Genomic DNA, 24,256 nt, shown 5'->3' on the forward strand with positions numbered 1-24,256 from the left:
ACCCTCATGATGGCTGAAGATCCTGATCCAAGGACTGACAAGGTTGGCATTAATACTATGTTGCAGTGCGACCGAAGCGATCGAGGTATTAGGATTTTTACAGGCATTGACAATACTGAGTTTGAATTCTTTGCTGTATGTTCTGCGTTTTTTAGCAACAGGAGGTGTTGCTGAATATATATCCATGTTCATGGATTAAGTCCCCACTTGTTTTTAGGTGGGAACTAAATTAAGGCTTATAGGATCGCTTGGTAAGGCTGTGTTAGCCGGATGCTTACATATTTGCTAATCAACTCATCCAATACAGCTTGATAGTGAATCACAATATCTTCAGCTAAAATTTTATAGACATTGTCAAATTGCACCATTGGCCAACCTTCCTTCCAGAAAGGAAAAATATTATGCAGATCATGTGTCACCACAGCATCTTCACGCACAATGGCTTGTGCAACCTGAGCCAATACTTGCGCGGTTTCTGTGCCATCAATGGCTAAATAATCAATCCCACGTGCTTTTAAAATACGCACACGGTCTTTTTTATAACGGATTTTTTTCATTTGCGCTTCGTTTAACTGCAAAGCCAAACTCACCGCTTCTACAAATTTGCTCTCGAATGACTGATTCAGTGCAACCAACGCTGCTTTATGCGCTTCTTGACGACCTGCTTTCCCACCATTACGGATAATTTCTTTTGCCTCTGTGTCTAGCTCATCGCTTTTCATAGACTGCAAAATGTCGAGTATTTCGATATCACTTAATGATTCAGGAGATTGGTCAATCATGTACTGCCCTTGGACAAAAATAGCAAAACGCTATTTTCGCACAATTTAGCTAAAAGCTCGACACATTCCTAAGCAATTGTTCACACCATGTTGTGCTGCACCGATTACAGTGCAGCAGTTTAAAATCTATCTTACAGTTTTGATCGGCTTTGTTGCACAATGATTTCATAACTATATGATTTTAAAAGTTTTGATTGTTTTTTGATCCAAAATTAAATTTATTTAAATCAGATGCTTACATATTTATGCAACAAAGCCAAATAATTGCTATAACTGATTCAAAAAATCTTTTTTAAATCCTCTATAAAATACGCATAAAAACTGACACTCAGTCAGTTTTTATGCGTGTTGATTTTAAATTTGGAGTCTTTAAATCACTTCCACCACTACTTTACCCACGTGCTCGCCTGTATCCATTTCGGCATGTGCCTGTTGAATTTGATCAAACTTAAAGGTTTTATAAATCATAGGCAGACATTCACCTTTTGCTAACAATGGCCAAACGATCTCTTGCAACCCTTTGGCAATTTCAGCTTTTTCTGCGGTATTGCGGGCACGCATGGTCGAACCCGTAATGGTAAGACGCTTCATCATAATTTGACCAAGTTTTACTTCTTTGGCTTTTGCACCCCCTAAAAATGCGATATACACCAAGCGCCCATCACGGCGTAATAAGTTTAGATTACGTTCCAAATACGGCGCACCAACAATATCTAAAATGATATCGACCCCAGCATTCTCTGTCGCTGCGTTAATCACTTGTTCAAAATCTTGTGTTTTGTAATTAATGGCTGTGGTGAGATGTGAAATTGCTTGTACTTTTTCATCTGAACCTACAGTGGCAAAAGTTTTTAAACCAAGCGCATTACACAACATTAATGCTGTAGTACCAATGCCACTGGTGCCACCATGAATCAGTGCCGTTTCGCCCGCTTTGGCTTTGCCCATTTGAAACACGTTGGCCCACACAGTAAAAAATGTTTCAGGTATCGCTGCGGCTTGTACAAAACTGACACCTGTTGGAATTATCAAAGTCTGGCTTTCAGGTACAACACAATATTCAGCATAGCCACCACCATTGGTTAAGCCACACACTGCATCACCAACTTTAAATTGACTGACATCTGCCCCCACAGCAACCACTTCACCTGCTACTTCTAAGCCTGGCACTGGCGTCAAGCCTTTAGGCATAGGATACAAACCTTGACGCTGTAAAATATCAGGACGATTTAAACCAAAAGCATGGACTTTAACCAAAACCTCGTTGGCTTGTGGCTCAGGTATTGCAACCGTTTCATAGGCTAATTTTTCTGGACCACCTGGTTCTGTAATAATAATCTGCTGCATTGTGTTTTGTGTCATTGCAAATCCCTGATTGTTTGATACTGAGATGAATTCTTACTATTTGAACATAAAAAAGCAAAGCATTAAAACCCAGATTAACTTAGGTATAATTCATATGCCGTGCTGTTTTCATGCGTGATTAGATTTTTACTTAGGATTAAAGAGTATGCGACGCAAGAAACTGTAGAATACATGGAAATAATTACCGTGAGTTTGAATATGAAACAGGCGTGGCAGTGATTCGTTTTTATGCGCCGTGGTGAACATCTTGCGTTCAAAATGCACTTTTTTTCATCAACTTGCCCAACTTTTTGATGCTTCGGTAAAGTTTGGCAAAGTGAATGTTGATCAATCTCCAATTTTGACTTTGCGTTATCAACTCTTTGGTTTACCGACCACCCTAATTTTTAAAGATGGGCAAATTGTTGAACGACTATCGGGCAATGTTTCTGTCGCAGAACTTCAACAAAAAATTCAAAGTTATCTTTAAGTCATGTAGAGTCGCTACAACAGATTAAGTCTGAATGACCACCTGATCGCGTCCTGCCTGTTTGGCTTGATATAAATGCGCATCTGCGGCTTTCATAAAATCATCCACGTGCGTATATGCTCGCTCTCGGGTCATCCATGCTACACCCATACTTAAAGTCACATATTGTTTATAGTCTTCTCGTGCCACATGCTCAAAAGCTGCATGACGTACAGCCTGCAAGACTTTTTGCATAAGTGGTGCAATTGCAGGGTGTGGAATATCGTGCAGTAAAATAGCAAACTCTTCGCCACCATAACGTGCCACAAACGCATTTTTAGGCAAAGTGTTTTGTAAAACCTTAACTAAGTTTCTCAGAATTTGATCACCTTTTAAGTGCCCATAATGATCATTGTATTTTTTAAAATAATCGACATCGAGCATTGCAAAAACCAAAATATGTCGCTTACTTTGCAAAGTTTCAAAATACAAACGCTGGATTTCTTCATTTAATGCTCGGCGATTATACGCACCTGTTAATGCATCGGTTTTAATCTGTATTTCTAGTTTCTCGTTTAAAAGACTGAGTTGTTCAGTGCGTTCCTGTACTTTTAAATCTAACGAGTTGTTTAAATGAATCAGCTTTTGGTTCAAGCGTTCAATGCGTAAGTTATGGTAGGCATAATTTCGTGCCTGCTGAAACATGATGAGCAATGCATAAACACTGGTCGAAATAAAAGATAAATGAATGGAATTGACCAGATTCAGCATTAATAAAAAATCATGAATAAATGTGCCACACAGAATAATTACTGCCCAAAAATTGATTTTGGAATAATGCTCTCCTGAACGCAAGGTTTGATAAAACCCATAGGCAAAATTTGCCAAAATCAGCACAAAGAAAAAAGAACTATAAAATGCGAACTGCTGAAAAATAGTGGGTTCTGCCCACAGCGTCACCCCAATATTAAAGCTTAATAACAGCATTGCCGCGCTATATACCCAACGATGCAAATAGCGCGAACTGAGCAAAAACATATAACTCAGGAAAAATAAAATCGCGATAAAACTAAATAAATATTCGAGCCTTATTCCCCAAGACCAACTTAAATTCAGGAAAGTGGTGTAAGCATAGGGCGGAGAAAATAAATTATGTAATGCTAGAAAAACAATAAACAAGCCAAAAATAAACATAAGCTTGGTCTTGCCGCCATTTGCAAGACTAAATGCCGAAAACATCAAGGTAAACAAACCAACACCAAGTACTGCCCCAGAAATCATGGCAATACTCATCATCAAACGTTGATACTCTTGTTCAATGGTACGAGCTAAACCAATTTTCATTGGATTTTTTAAACCACCTTGCAAGCTTTGAAAACTAGACGCTTGAATGGTTAGGGTAAAATATTCACTTTCAGGGACAAAATATGCAATTCGTGGGGCATTTTCGGTTTGGTGATGACTTGCATCTGCACCGACTGTCCCAACACGCACCAATGGATCGCCATTTAAGAATACCCGATATGCGCCATACTGGTTGGGAATCCAAATCGCAATACGTCTGCCTAAAAAGTCTTTTGGAATTTGAAAGTGCCCAATAAAAGTGCCAAAAGTATTGGTATTACCCACTAAATCTTCAAATGAAGCAGGCAATTCAACGGTATTCGATGCCAGTACCGCACTGGGTTCTTGAATTAATTGTTGCGGATAAAACAACCATTGCCCACTCAAAATACTCGTTTGATCTTCAGTAAATTGGACATAATTCAACAGTTTTTGATGTAGATAATAAGATTTAGGTGCAGACTCATACTGCGCCAACACACACTGTGGAGTGAGTACACTAAACAGTAAAATCAAGAATAATAATGCACGCTTGTGCCACATCCGAATGAATTTCAAAAATGCAAAAACCCTATTGTGCTTATTTTTCAATCTAATCGTTCTTGCACTAAATTTAAAGTAAAAAATTAAGTCATTCATGTTAGACCGCACTGACATCGGATGAATGACTTAAGTTCTAGCTGTATGGCTAAATTAAAAAGTGTTTATTGATCGCGTGTTTTCACATCATACAATTCAATTTCAAAAATTAAATTCGAATTGGCAGGAATGATATTGCCCATTTTGCGTTCACCATAAGCCAGATGCGCAGGTACCACAAGTTTACGTTTCCCCCCCACTTTCATCCCCATGATACCTTGATCCCAGCCTTTAATTACACGACCAGTACCAATCACGGTTTCGAAATAGTTGCCGCGGTCCAAGGATGAATCAAACTTAGTGCCATCTTCCAACCAACCCGTGTAATGCGTAGTAATTAAAGCGCCTTTGACCGCTTCTTTACCCTCTCCTACCACCAAATCAATAATTTCTAATTCCGCAGTCATGTTCATCTCCAAATATTTACACTTCGATGTTTAAGATAATTGCCAACTCGGGTAAGTGTTATTGTAACTGTGTCCACTCAATCTGAGCCTGTGCTTGAGCACCAATCAATGTCCATTCACCATCCATTACATTCAACTGCAACTGCATGGTACGTTCGCATAAAGCTTGAATAGCCTCAGTACTTGCTTGCGATAATTGCCACACTTCAACATTATTTAAAGTTTTGATTTTACTGTTGCGTTTAAACCACTCATCCACCGATGAACCATAGGCAATAATCGCAACTTGCTTACAACGCGCACTGGCTTTTTTGACTTTATCTTCATCTGGGCAACCAACTTCAATCCACTTGATTAATTGCCCTGTTAAGTCTTTTTCCCACAAGGCAGGCTCATCGGTTTCAAACAAATCTTTGGTGAATTCCAAAGCTTCATCTGCATAACGTGCGAATGCCAAAATACGCACCATCAAACGCTCAATGGTTTCAGAAGGATGCAATGCCATGGTGAGTTGATAGTCACCATATTGATGCACATCCATATTGGCAATGTTCAGATCTGCCTTATAAATTGTCGCTTTCAGCGCCATTGTCTATTCCTAAAACCATGTTCAAATGTGCCGTCAAGCATAATAGATTTTCTGGGATTTTGCTTTATCGTTTGCCCGAGAGCACATAGATTTCATTCAAAAAGCCATAGTCGTATCAACCCGACACGCCAATAACGCAGCCTCAAACTGTAGCCAATCCCGCTCGGTTTGATAAATAATTTCTACCCGATTGTCTATGCCTTCATCGGTAGATTGATAATTAAATTGCTGGGGATTAAAGTTAAAACTTTTCCAGCCCTGATTGGTATAAAAAATTCCTTTAATGCGCAACCAATCTTGCTGTTCACAGAGTAAATCTAGAAGTGGATAAAAATCGAATTGCCAACGTTTAGGAAATTTCCAACCTGCGACTGCATACTCTTGTGCAGTCTCGACATAGTGATAGGGCAATTGCTTTATTTCTGCTGGCTCTTGCAAATGTGTAGGGATGACATTCTGTTGTAATTTCAGCAATTGCTGAATTTTACGCTGTGTGCCGACATAGGGTATATCAATTTCTGTCAAAGCCAAACTACCCTGTTCCGCTTTCAACCATTTTTGCGCATAGGCTTGATATTCGTGTTGCAACTGCACCAGCGCCTGCTCATCTGCCACCTGCATTTGATCTGCATGTGACACCACAATAATTTGTGCAGCTTTGAGCTGATCGGCATACAAGTTTTGCTGCGTCCACGCCTGATCATGCAAACGCGATCCATCGACCACCGTAACCAAGGCACGCATCGATAAATGCGTATGCCAATGTGGTTCAGTCAATTGCTCCAAGAGTTGCGCAGGATGCCCCAAACCTGTCGGCTCAATGAATAAACGCTCAGGCTTTGCTTCAGACAATAAACGCGACAAGGCAATTTGCATCGGCAACTGACTGCTACAACATAAGCAACCGCCCAATAACTCTTTGATCTGATAGCCTTGTTGCTGAGGTAAAAGTTGTTGATCGACTCCGATTTGTCCAAATTCATTCATCAGCACCGCCCAGACTTCATGCTCAGGTTTTTGGCTGAGTAACTGTTTTAATAAGGTAGTTTTTCCTGCACCGAGAAAACCAGAAATAATATGCGTCGGGACTGCTTTTTGTGGTGCATTTATTTTCAAAATAAGCTCGCTTTATTGAGTTTTAAACAACTCAAGCATGCTAAGCAAGTTTAGCGATTAGATCAATCTGAATCTAAACACACTAAAATTTATCCAATTGTTCATATTCATTGACATCATGATTTGAAAGATTTTCTTACATTTATTGTAGGATGACCGATAACTGATTTTGGTCAATACGCAAGTTTAAGCCGCTTGATGTTATGTTTTATTGCCGCCCGTGCAACTTCCTTGCCGAGAATATAGACATTTCTGAGGAATTTGGCTGCATATTTAAAACAAAAATTACTAAATACGACCTGTTCATCATCATTGTGAGATTCTAGTAACCATCATGGTTTTGCTTTGTTGCAAACATTGATCCTAAAGCATTGGCTGCTTAGGATGAGTTCCTGTTCAGCTCGTTCAAATCAGGTGATGACTGACTTAAACACTTTAGCCGCATTAAGTTTTTTTTCTCAATGCTGGTGCTGAACAGTTGTACCCATTCATGAAAAACTTTAAATAAGGATGCCAAACCATGAAATTGACACAAATTTTACTCACTTCAACTTTTGCTTTTGCCACTGCAACCACTTTTGCAGCACAGGCTGAATCGACAGTTACAGAACAAGAAAAAGTGGTTGTTTCAACGCAGGAAACTATTGCTGAACCTGCTTCAGAACAAGCTGCTACACAACCTGCATCTGAAGTAAGCACTGAAACACCTGCTGCATCGAGCCAACAGCCTTAAAACTTAGATACATTTTAAAATGTAATTTGAATACAAAAACTGAGTTTTAAGCCACTCTCTCGGTTTACTCAGTTTTTGTTCATCCACAAGGCTAATCAATACCAACCTTGAGCAAAATTAAAAAATAGACACAAAAAAACCTGTATGCAATTGCAAACAGGTTTTCAGCTGAATTTGATGAAAACTTAGATTTGTTCAGTTTTCTTATAAATACTGCAAGATGGATGATGATTTTCTTGCAAACGCGCAACTTTGCGTTGCTCCGCTGCTTCAAAGCGGCATCGTTTCCAGTCGTTGTCTAATTTCAACGCAGGGATTTGTTTTGGCTTACCATTTTCATCCACTGCAACCATAGTGAAGTAACAGCTGTTGGTATGGCGCACTGTACGCTTTTGAATATTTTGTGCTTCTACACGAATCCCGATTTCCATTGAAGTACGGCCGACGTGGTTCACACTGGCAAGGAAAGTCACCAATTCACCCACATGAATCGGTTCTTTAAAGTTCACTTTATCAACCGAAAGGGTCACCACATAACTACCCGAATAGCGGCTCGCACATGCATACGCCACTTGGTCTAATAGTTTTAAAATTGTTCCACCATGTACATTCCCTGAAAAATTTGCCATGTCGGGTGTCATTAACACGGACATCGTTAATTCTGACTGGTCATCTAACACAGGGGCAATTTGATCTAATGGTGACATTGCGTTCTCTAGACTCTTTTAAAGACAGTAAGATATGAGCGTATTATTATATCGTGTTTATAAAAGTTTGAATGTTCATTTCGGCAACAAGTGCATCATTATTATTTATATCGTTAATGACAACATTTATTTAAAATTATAAGACTAAAGCCTAAGACTCACAAGCTGTTATTTTTTAATTCATTTCTGATTTTTAGAATATTTGTTCAAATTGTATATTCAGTAAATACCATCGCTTCAAGTGTTCAAAAAACAACCTTAAATCTTTTATTCAATGGATTATTCAAGTAAATTTCGGCAATTTTACACTAAGAAAGTTCAATTTAGTTCCTAAATTTTGAAATTTAGTGGCAACATTCAAGCCAAGTGCAGCATTTCATTCGACGCATTACTATAAGTCAAAGTTTGAGCGCTACTCAGGGCAGCTTCAATCACATAACAACCATCCGGATTAATCATCATCACTGTAAAAACAACCTTCTACATCATGGCAAGTATCATCTGCTGTCCAATTTCAAAGCCGTGCATCAAGTACCTCTCTATTTTTTATAAAGTTTTAAGCTGAAGCACTAAAATTTAGGCTGTCTTGGAAGCTTGTTCAATTCTTAAACTGCTTACAAAAACAAATTCAGTAAATGCCAAATAAGATAAATGCAAACATAACGAAAAGGATACGATAAAAATTGATTTTAAGTCTAAATAGCTCATCTCGGCTTTTAGATATCTTTGGGTGTATTTATATTTCTTGATTATAAATATCAAATACTTAAAATGTATCAACCTAAACCAGCTAGCATTAAAGTTATTTAAATCAAGCGCCTCATTAGACTTAAGTTAAATCTATTTATTTCATTGAGTCTACGTTAATAAAGGATATGGACAACTATTTAAACTGTCCATAAAGCCCAAAAGTATTGCTCACTTTATAATCTACTATTCTATGCCCATGTGCATAATGATGCTGTTGATAGACCTGATCAATTTTATTTAATTGCGCTGCAGTTGCTTCTGCACCTGCCAGCATAGTCGCTTCGCGCCCTTTTACATCAAAAATATGGGCTTTTTCACGTAAATCGGGTTGAATGACTACATCTGCGAGTTTCAATTCTTCATTGGCCAAATGCTTTTGCATAATATTAATATTTTGGTTAAACAATCCCCATACATTACTGGTTTCAGTATGAATAGGCTGCGCTAAAATATTCACGGCAATCACAATATCTGCACCTAAATCACGTGCAACCTTGACAGGTACAGGGCTAACCAAACCACCATCAACATATTCATGTTCTGCAATTTTAGTAGGTACAAACATACTCGGGATAGACACTGACGCACGCACCGCCTGCCCCGTATTACCATAATTAAATACGACTTTTTTACCTTCTTTTAATTCAGTCGCCACCACATACATCGGGATTTTAAATTGTTCCAAACGGAGTTGATCGACTTGTGCATTGACGTAATTTTCAACTTTTTTGCCATCAAAAAAGCCTTTTAAATCCAAAGTCACATCCCGTACATCATTGGGTTTCATATTCATTGCAATTTCACGTAATTGCTGCGCATTTTTACCGCTGGCATAAATTGAACCGACAATGCTGCCTGCGCTGCTGCCCACAATAAAATCAGGATGAATACCATACTGTTCAAGTACTTCAATTACACCTATATGTGCATAACCACGTGCGCCACCACTGCCCAAAACCAAAGCGATTACTGGACGTTTTTCTTGTTGTTTTAACTGCCGAAAATCAATTTGATTCAGGCGTGACTCTGCTTCAACCATGGGCTGCGACTCAAGTAGAGTTTGAGTCGAAAATTGCTGCTGTGATGGCACTGCCTGACATCCCACCATCAATAATGCTGTAAGAGATACATACCCAAATTTCATAATGACCTTCTTGAATCCATAGGTTTCAGTCGATATTTCGCTGCCAATCGCGGCAAGGTTAATCAGCTAATTTGATACAGCAACCCTCTTAACGTCAACAGTTATGCTCTCTGTTTTTACCTTGCATGAGCGCCCATAGTCTATCTATTATTTTAACCGATCCTTGTAGTAATTCGTTAAACTGTCACGTCTAGCCACTACAGTGGCGCACAAGTCGAATCTACCTAAAATTATATGCCACCACCATCTTATTCCTTATTATTCTGGATTTTTCTGCAATTAGGTTGTCTGTCTTTTGGGGGGCCTGCAGCGCATTTGGTATTTTTCCATCAGCGTTTTGTGCAACAACTCAAATGGCTAGATGAATCCCAATATGCACAAATTGTCGCACTTGCACAACTCTTACCTGGTCCAACCAGTAGTCAGGTGGGTTTAGCGATTGGTTATTTGCAAAAAGGCTATTGGGGCGCAGTTCTAGCGTGGTTGGGTTTTACCCTGCCTTCGGCGTTGTTTATGGCTTTGGTTGCAGTATTGGGACATCAATATTTAGATGTACTGTCTTCAAATAGCTTTCACAGTATTCAACTGATTGTATTGGCCGTAGTAGCTTGGGCATTTTGGCAAATGCTGCGCAGTTTTTGTAAAACGGTTTGGCAATATACCTTAATGCTCGCTTCTGCCATATTTATTTATATGGTGCCCTTGAGCTTCAATCAAATTGTGGTGATTCTGATTGCAGCTTGTTTGGGCATGTGGATGGCCAAACGTACAACACCCACTGCAACGCTCTCATCCGCCAATACAACGGCAACAGATACACATTTTACTGCGGCACACCTACCCCAACACCGTCGTTATGCTGCATTTTGGGTAGTACTTTTTGTTGCACCTTTTATTGTGCTATCCGCGCTAAACTGGCTACAACCTCATTTACTCTATGCAGCCAATTTAAGTTTCTATAAAGCCGCATCTTTGGTCTTTGGTGGTGGGCATGTCATTTTACCTTTATTACATCAAGATTTTGTTAGTACAGGCTTAGTCAGCAAAGAACAGTTCGATTTGGGTTATGCCATAGCGCAATTGGTGCCTGGCCCACTGTTCAGCTTTGCAACGTATTTGGGCAGTTTGATTCCAATGACAGAATCTATGCTGCTGAATGCGACTTTAGCCACGTTGGCAATTTTTCTGCCATCTTTCTTTTTGGTATTTGCGACTTTGCCTTATTGGTCTTGGTTGATGCAGCAAGCTTATATTCGTCATGCCGTAACAGGTATTAATGCAGCGGTAGTCGGTTTGCTGCTGTATATGGTGCTCGAAATGGCACAGCGTTACATTTTGAGTATTACTGATCTGCTGTTTATTGTTTTGGTGATTGGATTATTAAAATCAAAACTACCTGTTTGGCTCAGTTTAATTGGCAGTTTCTTGATCTATACGGCATTTATGCATTTCATCGCTTAAATTAAAATGCGATAGATCAAAGAAAAATGCCAGTTCAATTGAACTGGCATTTTTTTGTGGATGGTTAAATCAATCCAGAATGCTTTAAAAGCTTAGCCACCAAAGAATTTTAGAATAGATTGAATCACCGCAACGTTAATTAAATCGACAAAGAATGCACCACACAGCGGCACAATCAAGAACGCTTTATAAGATGGACCATACATATTGGTAATGGCCTGCATATTGGCCACTGCTGTTGGCGTCGCCCCCATCCCAAAACCACAGTGTCCTGCTGCCAGCACGGCTGCATCGTAGTTTTTCCCCATAAGACGGAAGGTCACAAAAGCTGCATACAACGCCATTGTGAGCGTTTGCGCACCTAAAATCACCATTAACGGACCTGCCAAATCGGCCAATTGCCATAATTTGAGTGACAACAACGCCATCGCCAAATATAACGATAAAGATGCATTCCCAAACACATCAATCGCACGGTCAAAAATATTGACTTTAAAAATACTTTCCAAGACATTACGCAGAATCACACCGCCCGCCAATGCCCAAACGAAAGTTGGCAATTCAAACATAGTACCTTTGGCAGCGCCTGTCATAAACTCGGCAAATGCCAAACACGCTGCAAATAAACCCAAAGTGGTAATGGCATTATCTGCTGTGATTAAACGCACTTGATGCGGATATTCAAATGGAATAAACTCATTGGAATCTTGATCTGCAGGCGTATTATCGCGTTTTTCAATTTGTTCTTCAGTACGAGGTACAGCCAATTGATGACGGTTGATTAAGGTTTTAGCCAATGGGCCACCAATTAAGCCGCCAATAATTAAACCGAAGGTCGCGCTTGCCATTCCCAGTGCTAAAGCACCTTGAATACCATATTGGGTTTCTAAAATTTCACCCCATGCTCCTGCCGTACCATGACCGCCAGTTAAAGTAATTGAACCTGCAATTAAACCAATTAGTGGATCAATACCTAATAATGTTGCAAGACTAATGCCGACAAAGTTTTGCAGCACAATAAATGTGGAAATTGCAATCAAGAAAATAATTAAACCAATTCCGCCCTGACGCAATTTTGTAAAGTTCGCGCTTAAACCAATCGAGGCGAAGAAAATCAGCATAAAACTGGTTTGCAATGCGCTACTGGTGGTAATGCTATAACCCCAAAATTGATTCACCAACAATGAAACAATAGCGGCAACCAAACCACCTGCAACAGGTTCAGGAATATTATAGCGTTTTAAAAAATCAATTTTATTGACTAAAAGTCGCCCTAAGAGCAGGACGATGACCGCAGCAATCAGCGTATAAAACGCATTAAAAGTAAATTCCATGGCAATATCCATATAGTGATTGCAGATTATTTTTAATATGATGAAGAACTGTCTATGCAAACCAAAGCATTTGCATCACTATGACTCTAAATCAACTAAAAAATGCCGCAATACAAAGTATGTAAACAGTATCGTATTTGACCGAAGTTTAAGAGGTATGCATTTCGCTCAACCAACCCATCCTTTGGTTTCACTCAAGCGTTATGATCTGCGTTTGCCTAGAACAAAAGAAAAGAAAGACAAAAGACAGCAATTTCACTTTCGGGGTGACTTCGAGTGCAAACAACTGAATCGGCTTAACACTGAGAGGTAATCTCATATAAGCTCCCAAATATCTGAGGTGGATAAATACCTTCCGTTAAAGATAATCAACCACTTGATAAAAAACAGCAAGATTAAAGGTCGATCATTATGCATTTTTTTTGACAAAAAGCTGCTATTTTCTGCGTTTTTTCTATAATTTTTAATGATTGTTTTCAGCTATAAGTGCAAGTTACAACATTCCTTTAAACTGGATAAAATTTAAGTTATTGAATTAATGCTATAAATTTTATACATAAAAAAACAGAGCTTAACATTAAGCTCTGTTTTGGATTTTGCTCAAAAGGAGTGACTTAGAAGCTATAGCGCGCCATAAAGCCTACACGGTCATCACTGAATTTTTCGCCAGCAAATGTTTCACGCTCACCGTTGATATACTCAATACCTAAATCGACTGGTTTTACAGGTGAATAGATAAAGTTAATCCACGCTTGTTGTACTTTCTCGTTAGCATTAGTATTAGGTACTGCAGCTGCTGCACGCGCATAGTCTGTACCATCATCGGCAAATAAAGCACCGTAGGCTAAAGTTGAACGTAGTTTAGGTGAGAAATTATAGGTTGCACCCACTTGTACAGCAACTGCTTCGTTTTGTTCAATACTATTACCTACAACTGAATATGCTGAATTACTGCCATATAGATGGTTACTGTTGCCTTTCATATATGCAACATCAGCAGACACTTTAAGCGGCTCTGCAACTTGGTAATTCGCACCTACAGCTGCGCCCCAACCTGTTTTATCATCATTCGCTGCTTCTGATTTATAATGTTCAACCAATGCACGCGCAGAAGCTAAACCTTTACCATCAGCAAAACCCTGAGTCATTTTTGCTGTTAAAACCGGTAAACGATAGCTCAAATCTCCATCTTGAGTCGCCTTGCTATTACCTTCTTCAGCAGATACAAATAATTGAGTGGCTGGCGCTAATTTTTGGCTATAACGTACTTGTGGCACACGTGCAGAAGCACCTGATCCACCAATGTTCGTATAAAAGTCAATCATTTCTGGCGCATGTACTGAAGCAAAGCTTGAAGTCGTTTGACCAAATAACCAGTTATTTAAAGTCAAATAAGCGTGGCGAATACGTAAGTTTTCTGACTTAGCATTGTCCAAACTTGCAAAATCAACTTCAACTTTACCGCCCACTTTGTTATCACCAACAGGTGTATTAAAGTCTAAACCTAAGCGGGTGACTTTTGCTGTAGCACGTAATTTGTCACTTGCTTCTTCTTTACTTGCATGTGCTAAGTTAAAGTCATTATCCGCACCTTTAATAATATAGTTTGCATCCCCACGGATCGAACCATAAATAGAAACATCTGCACCAGATTTAGACTTTAAGCTGCTTAATGCACTTACAGGTGCAGCAGGCTTCGCCTGTTGTACTTGGGCAATTTGAGTTTGCTGCTGTTGTTGTACTTGCTGTTGTTGCTGAATTAATGATTTTAACGCTTCAACTTCTTGACGAAGTTCTTGAATTTGTTGTTGCTCAGTTTTTGCTGCGTGTGCAGTACCTACCATGAATGTTGTAACGGCAATCGCTAAACCTTTGATCATAAATTGACCGTTGAGTAATTGACTCATTTATCTCTCCAAAATAAAACAACGCTGCATCCGTGCATGATGATTTTGTTCGTCATCTATCGATTTCACATCGAATTATAAAAATGGCTTAAAAATCAAAACACTTTTGCCAATAGTCCAAGACACCCAAATATTTTAAAATATTACAATTTGTGTCATTTATTACAGGCTTCAATCTATCAAGTTATGACGTTTATTAAAATCAGTTTTCCCGAATAAGAAATCATAATTAATCACAATTACAGATTCAAACAATTAAACCATATAAAATTCAATACTTTAAATAGGTTGATTATTCAAGTATTTACACCACCATTAGACTATTGTATATATTTCGGTTCTGCCTAAAAGCCCGATTTTTACGAAAAAAATTACCATTTTAAAGAGTATTTATCTCTATTTAGTCTGGTTGCGGTTGTAAAATATGAAAAACGGCAAACATCCCAGACCCAATAAATAGCAACATTAATACCGCCATATTCAGCAAAGCACTGCCTGTTAAAAAATTGAGTAACACCCCACCAATCAAGCCACAAAAGAATTGCACACTGCCCATGATCGCACTGGCTGTTCCAGCACGTGCGCCTTGTTTTGCCATTGCCAGCGCCATGGCATTCGGGCCTGTAAAACCGATCCCAGACACTGCAAGAAATAAACCGAGCATGACCAATGCCAAAGGTGCATATCCCAGACTACCTGCGAGCAGTAAAATGACCGCACCACTCAGTTGAATGAAGCTGCCCAGTTTTAAGCGTTGCAACACGCCCAATTTGCCACTGATTTTTTTATTTAGGGTCGAAAACAACATAATACCAAGGGCATTGGCACCAAAAATATAAGCAAAAGCCGTTTCACTCAAGCCATATTGATCCATCATGAGCGCACTTGAACCGCTGATATAGCAAAACAATGCCCCACCTGTCAGACAGCCTGCCAACATTGGAAAACGAAAATCACGATCCTTTAAAATTGCGAAATATAAGGTCAGGACTTGCTGAAAGCTCAAATTTAAACGGCGTTCTTTGGCTAAAGTTTCTTTAAAAAAGAAATGCACACATAAACAGCAAATGATTCCAACGCAGGTCAGCACCACAAAAATGGCTTCCCAATTCATCCATCTAAGCACCCATGCACCCAGCGTTGGTGCAATCATAGGCGCAATGGTCATCACAATCATCATGCTCGAAAAAGCTTGAGCGGACGTTTGCAAATCCAAGCGATCACGAATGGCTGCTCGTGCAATCACCACGCCCACACAACCGCCCAAAGCCTGCAAAATACGTGCAGCAATCAATCCCCATTCATTGTGAGCAAACACGCACAACATACTGGCCAGTGAAAACAATACCAAGCCAAAATATAAAGGCGGCTTACGTCCAATCCGATCACTCAGCGGCCCATAAATCAGTTGTCCCAAAGCCAAACCTAAAAAATAAGCAGGCAAACTGTTTGCGACCATTTGGGTCGATACACCAAACTCGCTTGCCATTGCTGGCAAGGCAGGCAAATACATATCAATCGATAAAGGCCCAAGCGAAGTCAGTAACGCCAACAACAAAATCCACGCTGTCGAATATTGCTGCATATTGGGTTGTGGCGCAGATGGTGGCGTACTGTTTGAACTTGGTAGCTTTTTCGATATGCTCATTTTGTATCGTGAAATGACAGATATACAGACAAGCTTACACGCTTCATAATATTATTTGTTGTGATCAAAGATGAATTTTCACATATTAAACACTCTAAACACTCATCTACAGTTACAATGTAAGCAACCTTACATCTCACAGCATAAATCTCTGTTTAGACACAAAAGTTACTTAAAGGAACGATGTTGAAACCTTGGCTGATAAAGCTCAAACAAGCGACCTATAACACTACATTTATGTATAACATCCGCATGCTCATAGCATTTGCGGGAACTGCTTTTGTTCCCTATTTTATGGGAATGCAACTTGCCACCATTCCTTTAACTTTAGGTGTAGTTGCCGCAGGTTTGAGTGATATTGATGACCGTTTTTCGGTGCGTATCGTCAATCAGCTCTATACTTATATTGGTTTCTTTGTGACCGCCACTTCAGTTCAGTTTTTATTTCCGTACCCTATTTTATTTGCCACAGGCTTAATCCTGTCGTGTATTGTCTTAATTTTGCTCGGTTCGCTCGGACGGCGTTATGCCACCATTTCTTTTGGCTGTTTGGTGGTATCGGTCTACGCCATGCTTGGTGTCAATCTATTTGATGACTGGTACATGCAACCGCTACTTTTGGTTTCGGGCGCAATCTGGTACGGCGTAATTTCGACCATCAGCTTTTTACTGTTTCCTGTTCGTGCCTTACAAGACAAACTTTCGCTCAGTTATTCTGCTTTGGGTGATTTTTTATTTGCCAAATCTAATCTATTTGATGTGGATATGACTGCACCCAGTTATCAGCAAAGCATCATTGATTTATCACTTGAAAATGGCAAATTAATTGCGATTTTTAACGACTTAAAAACTGCTTTGCTGACTCGTTTAAAAGGTGACCGCGGGCAAAAAGATACCCGACGCAGCTTACAGTATTATTTTGTCGCACAAGACATTCATGAACGTGCCGACTCTGCACATATTGATTATCAAAAACTGGCGAAAATATTTCAGCACAGCGATATTTTATTTCGCTTCCAGCGCATTTTGTCTATTCAAGGCAAAGCCTGTAAAGATTTAAGCGAAAGTATTCTGCATCGTAAACCTTATGTGCATAACAAGCGTTTTAAACATGCTTTTGAAAATCTTAAACAGTCTTTAGAAAAGCTGCGCAGTGACCAGCAATATGACCAAGTTTGGATTAATGCATTGTTTGCCTTATACCAAAACCTAAAAGCGATTGACGCTCAACTGCGTAATCTTGAAACTGAACGCAATATTAAACTGGATAAATCCAAGAATATTGAGCAACAACTCATAGATGACGACTTAAAAAGCTGGGATGATATTGTCATCCGTATCAAACAGCATTTAACCCCAGAATCGGTCTTGTTCCGCCATGCCATACGGTTGTCGATTGTACTGTTGATTGGCTATGTTTTTATACAAGTTACCAATATTCAATATGGCTACTGGATTTTACTGACCGCACTGTTTGTGATGCAGCCTAACTTTAACACCACAAAACGGCGTTTACGTTTGCGTATTATTGGGACACTGGCAGGGATTGTGGTCGGCTACACCATTTTATATTTTGTGCCATCCGTAGAAGGGCAACTGGTAGTTTTAATTATGAGTGGCATGTTGTTCTTTGAATTACGCAGTAAACAATATGCACAAGCGACTGCTTTTATGACTATTTTGGCGCTGATGAACTTTAACCTAGAAGGTTTGGGCTATGCCGCAGCTGTACCACGTATGGTCGACACCTTAATTGGTTGTGCACTGGCATGGTTTGGCGTGAGTTTTATCTTCCCCGACTGGAAATTCCGTCGTCTATCACGCACGATTTATCGCTCACTCAGCGCACAATGTGACTATTTGGCAGAAGTGATTGAACAATATAAAAATGGACGCAATAACGGCTTGAATTATCGTGTGGTGCGCCGCGCTGCTCACAATACCGACGCAGAAGTTGCTTCACTGATTTCAACACTCGCCACCGAACCTGATTTTGATCCTGATCAAAAAGCTCAGGCCTTTGAGTTTTTGTGTTTGAATCACACCTTTATTAGTTATATCGCTGCACTGGGTGCGCACCGTGACAAAATTGAAGATCAGGAAGTATTACAACTACTCGATCAAGCGATGGACGATATTCAAGGTGCTTTACTCAAAGATGAAACGCCTGATTTAAGCGCACATAACATGCTGCAAACCATTCGTCAGCGTTTAAGTCAAAACAATGAGGAAGATCAAAAATCATTGATTATTTTGCAGCAATTATCATTAATGATGAGTATCTTGCAGCAATTAAGTCGTTTAAAACAAAGTTTAAGCCACGAACATGATCAGGATGCAACTGAACTGGCGTCTTTGTAAACAATCCTGCTAATAGTCCGTGCCTACTTTCTCACCCTAATCTGTTTAAGTATTCACCGACCTTAGCATGATTTTGCGACAATATACTCACTGCATGACAGCAATTAATGCTAAACTTTTTATAGTTTTAAATTTGTTAGTTTCACTATGACCGCGAAAAGTTTATACGCCTACACCCTACAGCCTGTGATCTACGAAGTTTCTGAAGAAGAACAACGTCACGCACAACTGGTAATATGGCGCAGTACCAATAAAATTGGCATGAAAGCATGGATTATTATGGGGGTGATAGTCGCCCTTTCCATTTTAGGCATTCTGCTATTAAAAAATTATTCGACTATTTTCTGCTGGGTCGCCATTGTCTGTGTGGCACTCTACCTGCTGGTGCGTAAATACGGCTTGGAATGGTATGTTAAACGCAAAATGAATGAATTTCCTGTTCAAGAAATTAAAGGGATTCGTTTAGGCGTACAACCACACGGAATCGTGATGCGTCAGCAAATGGGCGCTCAAGAAGGCGTGGGTGCAATTGGCTGGAAAGATGTGTATGAATGGTACAACACCCCTGAATTTATTTTGATAAACTTCAAAGTAAAAGGTCAGCAAGGTGCTTATATTCTGCCTAAGCGCATGGACAGCAAGAACTTTTCGTTCAACACCATTCGTAAGCATTTAACCGAAGCTGCAGGCGAAGCCAAGCAAATCTAAATATCCTGATCTAAAAATAAACCTCTATCCCCTGTGATGGAGGTTTTTTCACTTAAAATTAAAAAATGAACGATAATGAGAATAAATAGCATTTGCATTAACTTTATATCTGGATTATTCTTCTCCAAAATTCATGCTCAACCCTCATTCCACATGTTAAAAAAAACTTTTTTCCAAATTCACTGGTTACTTGGCATTACAGCAGGGCTTATTTTGTCACTCATGGGTGTCACTGGGGCAATTTATTCCTATGAACAACAAATTCTAAAATGGCTGAATCCAGACAGTTACCAAGTTCAAGTTGAGCAAAAACCCAAACTTACTCCTGCAGAAATTTACACACATTTTCAGCAAGTCCAACCCAATTATAAAATTAACAGCATTACTATTGTCCAAGATCCTGCAGCATCTTCAAGCATCAATATTGCGAAAGAAGGTGCCAGACGCGGGCAAAATATCATGATTAATCCCTACTCTGCAGACATTTTACCTGAAGTGAAAGGGCGTGAATTTTTTCAATTTATCCAACAATTACACCGCAATTTAACCATTGGTCCGATTGGCAAACAAATCACAGGTGCCTGTAGCTTAATCCTGATTTTCTTTGTTTTAAGTGGCGTGTATTTGCGGTGGCCAAAACGTCACTCTTTCAAACAATGGTTTGCGATTAAACCACAACTCAAAGGTCGCAATTTTATTTGGGACTTACATGCTGTGGTCGGAACATGGGTAGTGATCTTCTATCTCGTTATGGCATGCACAGGGCTATATTGGTCGTATGATTGGTGGCGCAATGGCATGTTTAAAGTCATGGGCGTCGAAAGACCACAAGTGCAAATGCAAGCAGATGGACACAATAAAAAGGAAAATCTAAAAACTCAAACATCTCATCAAGCAACGCAAATACAAGTTGCGGAACGTCGCGCAAATACCACGCTGCCTGCTCAGAAAAATACACTGGATCAGGCACAAATCAATCTTGCATTGACTCAGGCATGGCAACATTTTCCGCAGCAGTTAGAGCAAGATTATTCGAGCATCACTTTTAATGTGCCTAAACATGACAATCGTGAAATTGAAATAAATTTTATCGATGTCATTCCGCAACATGAACGCGCACGCAACACCGCAACTTTTGATTATCAACAAGCACATATTACTCAACTTGAATTATATGCAAACAAACAACTCAATGAAAAAATCATGAGCAGCATGCTGCCTGTGCATCGGGGTAGTTTCTTTGGACCTGTTTATCAATTTTTGGCAATGCTTGCTGCATTGATGATGCCGCTGTTTTTCGTCACAGGCTGGATGCTATATTTAAAACGTCGTAAACAAAAGCGTTTGACTCTTGCTGCACGTCAAAATCAAACTCAATTTAACATTGACCCAAATGCTGAACACTGGCTCATCGTCTATTCCAGCCAAACAGGTACTGCTGAACAATTGGCATGGCGCACTGCAACCAGTCTGCAAGAGGCACATCAACCTGTCAGAGTCAAAGCTATTCAAGAATTGCAGATAGCTGACCTCAAAAATAATACTCAAATTTTGTTTGTTGCCAGCACATACGGCACAGGAGATGCACCCGATTTATCCTCTAACTTTGTGAAAAAAATCATGTCCCAAAGCTTAGACCTCTCTCATTTACGTTATGCGGTTTTAGCCCTAGGCTCCAAAGAGTATCCTGACAGTTATTGCGATTTTGGACATCGTCTTGCTGCATGGCTGCAACGCAATCAGGCTCACGCTTTGTTTGACACTATTGAGGTAGACAATGCCAATCCTGCTGATGTACAGCGTTGGAATCAAGCATTGGCACAGGTGACTCAGCTTGAATTACAAAGCATGCAAATTGACAAAACCTTTGATACATGGCGTTTGCAACAACGTGATTTGCTCAATCCAAATAGTTTGGGTTCACCTGCGTTTAATATTGAACTTGTACCGCAGCACGAAGCACATTGGGCTGCAGGTGATATTGCTGAAATTCAACCAGAAAACAGTTCTGTACGGATTCAGGATTTTTTAAAACAACACCAACTCGATGCCAATACCATTATTGCTGATGGTCAGCAAACCCTAGCACAAGCTTTAGCACATAAAGACCTGACAACCCCTATTCAGACATTTAAAACTGTCGATGAATTATTGGCACAACTTTCACCCTTACCTAGCCGTGAATATTCAATTGCCAGTATTCCTTCACAACAGGTTTTAAGACTCGTGGTACGTCAAAAATTCGATGCTCAAGGTGAACTTGGCTTAGGTTCAGGATGGTTGACTGCTCATGCAACACTGGGACAAAATATCGCACTACGCATTCGCAATAATCCATCTTTCCATTTAATTGATGATGACCGCCCAATGATTTGTATTGGTAACGGCACTGGACTTGCGGGTTTAATGAGCTTATTGCATGCACGTAACCGCCTGAATTACACCCAAAACTGGTTGTTTTTTGGTGAACGTCAGCAAGCGCACGATTACTTTTATCAACGCACAATTGAAGCTTGGCAAAGTACAGGCGTGCTACAACGGCTTGATTTGGCTTTTTCTCGCGATCAAGCCGAGAAAGTCTATATACACCATAAGTTACGTGAACAGGCTGAAGAGTTAAAACGCTGGGTTGAACAAGATGCCGTGATTTATGTTTGCGGTAGTATTCATGGCATGGCTAGTGATGTCGACCAAGCTTTAAAAGATATTTTGGGTGAAACTCAACTGGAACAATTACGTCAGCAAGGACGTTATCGCCGAGATGTATATTAGTCAAAACTTGTCAATTCACCTAAGCTTTACCCCATAGCCTCAACCGAAACATACTTCAGGTGGGGCTAAATTTTTAAGCAGCTTCGGCTATACTGTTTGTACAGCATCACAGTACAATAAAATTATGCAAGGCATGCAAGCAAGTCACGTACAAACACAATTTAGTCTATTTAAAAGAATATTGAGTAGCCTAATTGGATTAATTTTAGTATTGGATGGTGCCTATCTCATCAGCTTAAAGAAAATTCATTTCGGCACCGTTTTACCTGTTTTAATAGGCATGATGCTGCTGTGTTATGCCATTTTCTATACTTGGATTCAAAGCTACTTAAAACAACATACACGCTTAGATTGGCTGTGGAAATTCGGTTGGGGCGTATTTTGGCTGTGGTGCATCAGCCTGCTGATCTTTTTTACTTATATTCATTTCAGTACACAGCAGCAAAATACTGTAACCAACAATGCTAAAGTGGTGATTGTACTCGGCAGTGGCATTGAAAATGGACAACCATCGCCCACGCTCGCCAAACGACTAGATACCGCAGCAGCTTATGCCTTAGAACATCCACACAGTTATTTAATTGTCAGTGGCGGCCCTGCTTTTGCGGAACAACTCACCGAAGCGCAGGTGATGTCCAACTATTTACAAGAACGCTATGCAATTGCAGCATCACGCATTATCGTAGAAACCCAAAGTACCAGTACGGCACTCAATTTAAAAAACAGTCAGCCTTTGCTGCATCAATTAGGCACAGATAAAACCCAACCGATTATGATTGTCACCAGCGACTTTCATACACTCCGTGCAGCAGCGATTGCCAAACGACAGGGATACACGCAGTTCAGCATGCTCAGTGCAGCAACACCACTCTATACCCGCTATAACGCATGGTTGCGCGAATATTTTGCTTATATCAGTGGTTGGCTGCTGAACGAGTATTAAAAAATAAAATCTAACATGTAGATCGCTTAATTCAGACGAATTGAGCGTGGTAAAGGAATTTGCATGTCTTTAAAAAATTCAGGCTTTTGCATATACACCTGATACAAATAATTTTTTAGATCAAGCAATAACTTTTCAGGGGCAACCAATACATTCTGCCCTTCTGGGCTTAGATTCATCGAAATATTGGTGGCTTCCTGACGTAAAAATGGAATCACTTTTTCAATAAAATCTTTCAGTGAAATTTCTTCGACTTGATAATTGGCCCAATTGTCTTTAATTAACAGTTTTGCCAAACTTTTATTTTGCCAAATTGCAAAAGCACGCTGGCCTGTGGGTGTTGCACACAATGCCCAACCATCTTCATATAAAGCAAACACATGCCCCTGAGACACCATCGTCTCAATAAATTGCTTATAAATATCTTGCGCGTTATAAGTTTGCGTTACTTGCTTAGACGCCGCTTTACGTTGATAAGGATTTCGCATAAGTCACGGATATTAGTATTATTATTAAATAAAAATTCTACGCGAATTTAGTGCAATACGCAAGAAATATAAGATAAAGGAGTATGAAAATATATGGTGGGCGCTGACGGGATCGAACCGCCGACATTCTGCTTGTAAGGCAGACGCTCTACCAACTGAGCTAAGCGCCCTGAAAAGAAAATAACATCGTTATTTTAGGATGCAAGACAACGAAGGCCGTAGTCTTGAACTTTGAAACACATTTTTCACATCAGGGAATGAAAAATGGCGCAGCGGACGGGGCTCGAACCCGCGACCCCCGGCGTGACAGGCCGGTATTCTAACCAACTGAACTACCGCTGCAACGGTAATTGCGTTAAGCAACTAAGGTCTTATTTTTTGTATATATGCCAAGCATATATACTAAAATATGGTGGGCGCTGACGGGATCGAACCGCCGACATTCTGCTTGTAAGGCAGACGCTCTACCAACTGAGCTAAGCGCCCTGATAAGATCAAAACAACATTTTGTTCTGATTTTGCAAAACTGTCAAACTTTGCATCATTTAAGTTTAAATCTATCAGGAAAGTTAAACTTCTCTTTTGAATGGCGCAGCGGACGGGGCTCGAA

The 24,256-nt window shown here is 39.8% G+C and carries 19 protein-coding genes, 3 tRNA genes and 1 pseudogene; 7 read left to right on the top strand and 16 right to left on the bottom strand.

Going from position 1 to position 24,256, the window contains the following annotated elements:
- The 3 genes from B2W49_RS03815 to B2W49_RS03825 form a co-directional block, all read right to left on the bottom strand.
- On the bottom strand, positions 1 to 192 hold a 192-nt coding region (locus B2W49_RS03815; protein WP_291334691.1), incomplete at its 3' end, for a transposase.
- Positions 193 to 236: 44 nt separating this feature from the next.
- The gene (locus tag B2W49_RS03820) at positions 237 to 782 is read right to left on the bottom strand and encodes a hypothetical protein (protein WP_291334693.1); all 546 of its coding nucleotides are present in this window, start codon (positions 780 to 782) and stop codon (positions 237 to 239) included.
- Between the two features lie 369 nt (positions 783 to 1,151).
- Positions 1,152 to 2,144 carry an NAD(P)H-quinone oxidoreductase gene (locus tag B2W49_RS03825; protein ID WP_291334695.1) on the bottom strand — a complete coding sequence of 331 codons (993 nt, stop codon included), beginning with the start codon at positions 2,142 to 2,144 and terminating at the stop codon, positions 1,152 to 1,154.
- A gap of 170 nt (positions 2,145 to 2,314) precedes the next feature.
- Between B2W49_RS03825 and B2W49_RS03830 the strand changes: the two are divergent.
- Positions 2,315 to 2,616, top strand: a pseudogene (locus B2W49_RS03830) (thioredoxin family protein).
- 24 nt (positions 2,617 to 2,640) lie between these two features.
- On the opposite strand, the gene B2W49_RS03835 reads toward B2W49_RS03830, so the two are convergent.
- The 4 genes from B2W49_RS03835 to B2W49_RS03850 all read right to left on the bottom strand — a co-directional run bounded on the left by B2W49_RS03835 (position 2,641) and on the right by B2W49_RS03850 (position 6,690).
- Positions 2,641 to 4,482, bottom strand: a complete 1,842-nt coding sequence (locus tag B2W49_RS03835) for a sensor domain-containing diguanylate cyclase (RefSeq protein ID WP_414630579.1) — start codon at positions 4,480 to 4,482, stop codon at positions 2,641 to 2,643.
- A 161-nt stretch (positions 4,483 to 4,643) separates the two neighbouring features.
- Positions 4,644 to 4,985, bottom strand: a complete 342-nt coding sequence (locus B2W49_RS03840; RefSeq protein ID WP_019837472.1) for an FKBP-type peptidyl-prolyl cis-trans isomerase — start codon at positions 4,983 to 4,985, stop codon at positions 4,644 to 4,646.
- Between the two features lie 58 nt (positions 4,986 to 5,043).
- Positions 5,044 to 5,574 (bottom strand): YaeQ family protein, encoded by a 531-nt coding sequence (locus B2W49_RS03845; RefSeq protein WP_291334700.1) that lies wholly within the window; start codon positions 5,572 to 5,574, stop codon positions 5,044 to 5,046.
- A gap of 96 nt (positions 5,575 to 5,670) precedes the next feature.
- Complete coding sequence (locus B2W49_RS03850; RefSeq protein WP_291334702.1) at positions 5,671 to 6,690, bottom strand: CobW family GTP-binding protein; 1,020 nt, start codon at positions 6,688 to 6,690, stop codon at positions 5,671 to 5,673.
- A gap of 520 nt (positions 6,691 to 7,210) precedes the next feature.
- Between B2W49_RS03850 and B2W49_RS03855 the strand changes: the two genes are divergently transcribed.
- The gene (locus tag B2W49_RS03855) at positions 7,211 to 7,423 is read left to right on the top strand and encodes a hypothetical protein (protein ID WP_291334704.1); all 213 of its coding nucleotides are present in this window, start codon (positions 7,211 to 7,213) and stop codon (positions 7,421 to 7,423) included.
- 185 nt (positions 7,424 to 7,608) lie between these two features.
- Here B2W49_RS03855 and B2W49_RS03860 read toward each other — a convergent pair whose 3' ends face one another.
- Positions 7,609 to 8,130, bottom strand: coding sequence for an acyl-CoA thioesterase (locus B2W49_RS03860; protein WP_291334706.1), 522 nt, complete (start codon positions 8,128 to 8,130; stop codon positions 7,609 to 7,611).
- An 883-nt stretch (positions 8,131 to 9,013) separates the two neighbouring features.
- The gene (locus B2W49_RS03865; protein WP_291334708.1) at positions 9,014 to 10,024 is read right to left on the bottom strand and encodes a patatin-like phospholipase family protein; all 1,011 of its coding nucleotides are present in this window, start codon (positions 10,022 to 10,024) and stop codon (positions 9,014 to 9,016) included.
- Positions 10,025 to 10,258: 234 nt separating this feature from the next.
- On the opposite strand from B2W49_RS03865, the gene chrA reads away from it, so the two are divergent.
- Positions 10,259 to 11,485: a chromate efflux transporter gene (gene chrA / locus B2W49_RS03870; RefSeq protein WP_291334710.1), complete on the top strand. Its 1,227-nt coding sequence runs from the start codon at positions 10,259 to 10,261 to the stop codon at positions 11,483 to 11,485.
- A 92-nt stretch (positions 11,486 to 11,577) separates the two neighbouring features.
- Here the strand turns inward: chrA and gltS are convergent, their stop codons facing one another.
- From gltS to B2W49_RS03885, 3 genes are all read right to left on the bottom strand, one after another.
- Positions 11,578 to 12,819 carry a sodium/glutamate symporter gene (gene gltS, locus B2W49_RS03875; RefSeq protein ID WP_291334712.1) on the bottom strand — a complete coding sequence of 414 codons (1,242 nt, stop codon included), beginning with the start codon at positions 12,817 to 12,819 and terminating at the stop codon, positions 11,578 to 11,580.
- Between the two features lie 614 nt (positions 12,820 to 13,433).
- Positions 13,434 to 14,726: a DcaP family trimeric outer membrane transporter gene (locus tag B2W49_RS03880; protein ID WP_291334714.1), complete on the bottom strand. Its 1,293-nt coding sequence runs from the start codon at positions 14,724 to 14,726 to the stop codon at positions 13,434 to 13,436.
- Positions 14,727 to 15,126: 400 nt separating this feature from the next.
- A complete protein-coding gene (locus tag B2W49_RS03885; RefSeq protein WP_291334788.1) occupies positions 15,127 to 16,311 on the bottom strand; it encodes a multidrug effflux MFS transporter in 1,185 nt (394 codons plus the stop codon).
- Positions 16,312 to 16,560: 249 nt separating this feature from the next.
- Between B2W49_RS03885 and yccS the strand changes: the two genes are divergently transcribed.
- The 4 genes from yccS to B2W49_RS03905 all read left to right on the top strand — a co-directional run bounded on the left by yccS (position 16,561) and on the right by B2W49_RS03905 (position 23,158).
- Positions 16,561 to 18,735, top strand: a complete 2,175-nt coding sequence (gene yccS / locus B2W49_RS03890; protein WP_291334790.1) for a YccS family putative transporter — start codon at positions 16,561 to 16,563, stop codon at positions 18,733 to 18,735.
- 147 nt (positions 18,736 to 18,882) lie between these two features.
- Positions 18,883 to 19,443, top strand: coding sequence for a YcxB family protein (locus B2W49_RS03895; protein WP_291334716.1), 561 nt, complete (start codon positions 18,883 to 18,885; stop codon positions 19,441 to 19,443).
- Between the two features lie 153 nt (positions 19,444 to 19,596).
- Positions 19,597 to 22,215: a sulfite reductase flavoprotein subunit alpha gene (locus B2W49_RS03900; protein WP_291334718.1), complete on the top strand. Its 2,619-nt coding sequence runs from the start codon at positions 19,597 to 19,599 to the stop codon at positions 22,213 to 22,215.
- A 124-nt stretch (positions 22,216 to 22,339) separates the two neighbouring features.
- Positions 22,340 to 23,158: a YdcF family protein gene (locus B2W49_RS03905; RefSeq protein WP_291334720.1), complete on the top strand. Its 819-nt coding sequence runs from the start codon at positions 22,340 to 22,342 to the stop codon at positions 23,156 to 23,158.
- Between the two features lie 26 nt (positions 23,159 to 23,184).
- On the opposite strand, the gene B2W49_RS03910 is transcribed toward B2W49_RS03905, so the two are convergent.
- The 4 genes from B2W49_RS03910 to B2W49_RS03925 form a co-directional block, all read right to left on the bottom strand.
- Positions 23,185 to 23,646 carry a DUF2750 domain-containing protein gene (locus B2W49_RS03910; RefSeq protein ID WP_291334722.1) on the bottom strand — a complete coding sequence of 154 codons (462 nt, stop codon included), beginning with the start codon at positions 23,644 to 23,646 and terminating at the stop codon, positions 23,185 to 23,187.
- 94 nt (positions 23,647 to 23,740) lie between these two features.
- Positions 23,741 to 23,816 (bottom strand) — tRNA-Val (locus B2W49_RS03915).
- A 95-nt stretch (positions 23,817 to 23,911) separates the two neighbouring features.
- Positions 23,912 to 23,988 (bottom strand) — tRNA-Asp (locus tag B2W49_RS03920).
- A 68-nt stretch (positions 23,989 to 24,056) separates the two neighbouring features.
- Positions 24,057 to 24,132 (bottom strand) — tRNA-Val (locus tag B2W49_RS03925).
- Positions 24,133 to 24,256: the final 124 nt, after the last annotated feature.

The organism is Acinetobacter sp. UBA801 (assembly GCA_002296655.1).
Lineage (GTDB): Bacteria > Pseudomonadota > Gammaproteobacteria > Pseudomonadales > Moraxellaceae > Acinetobacter.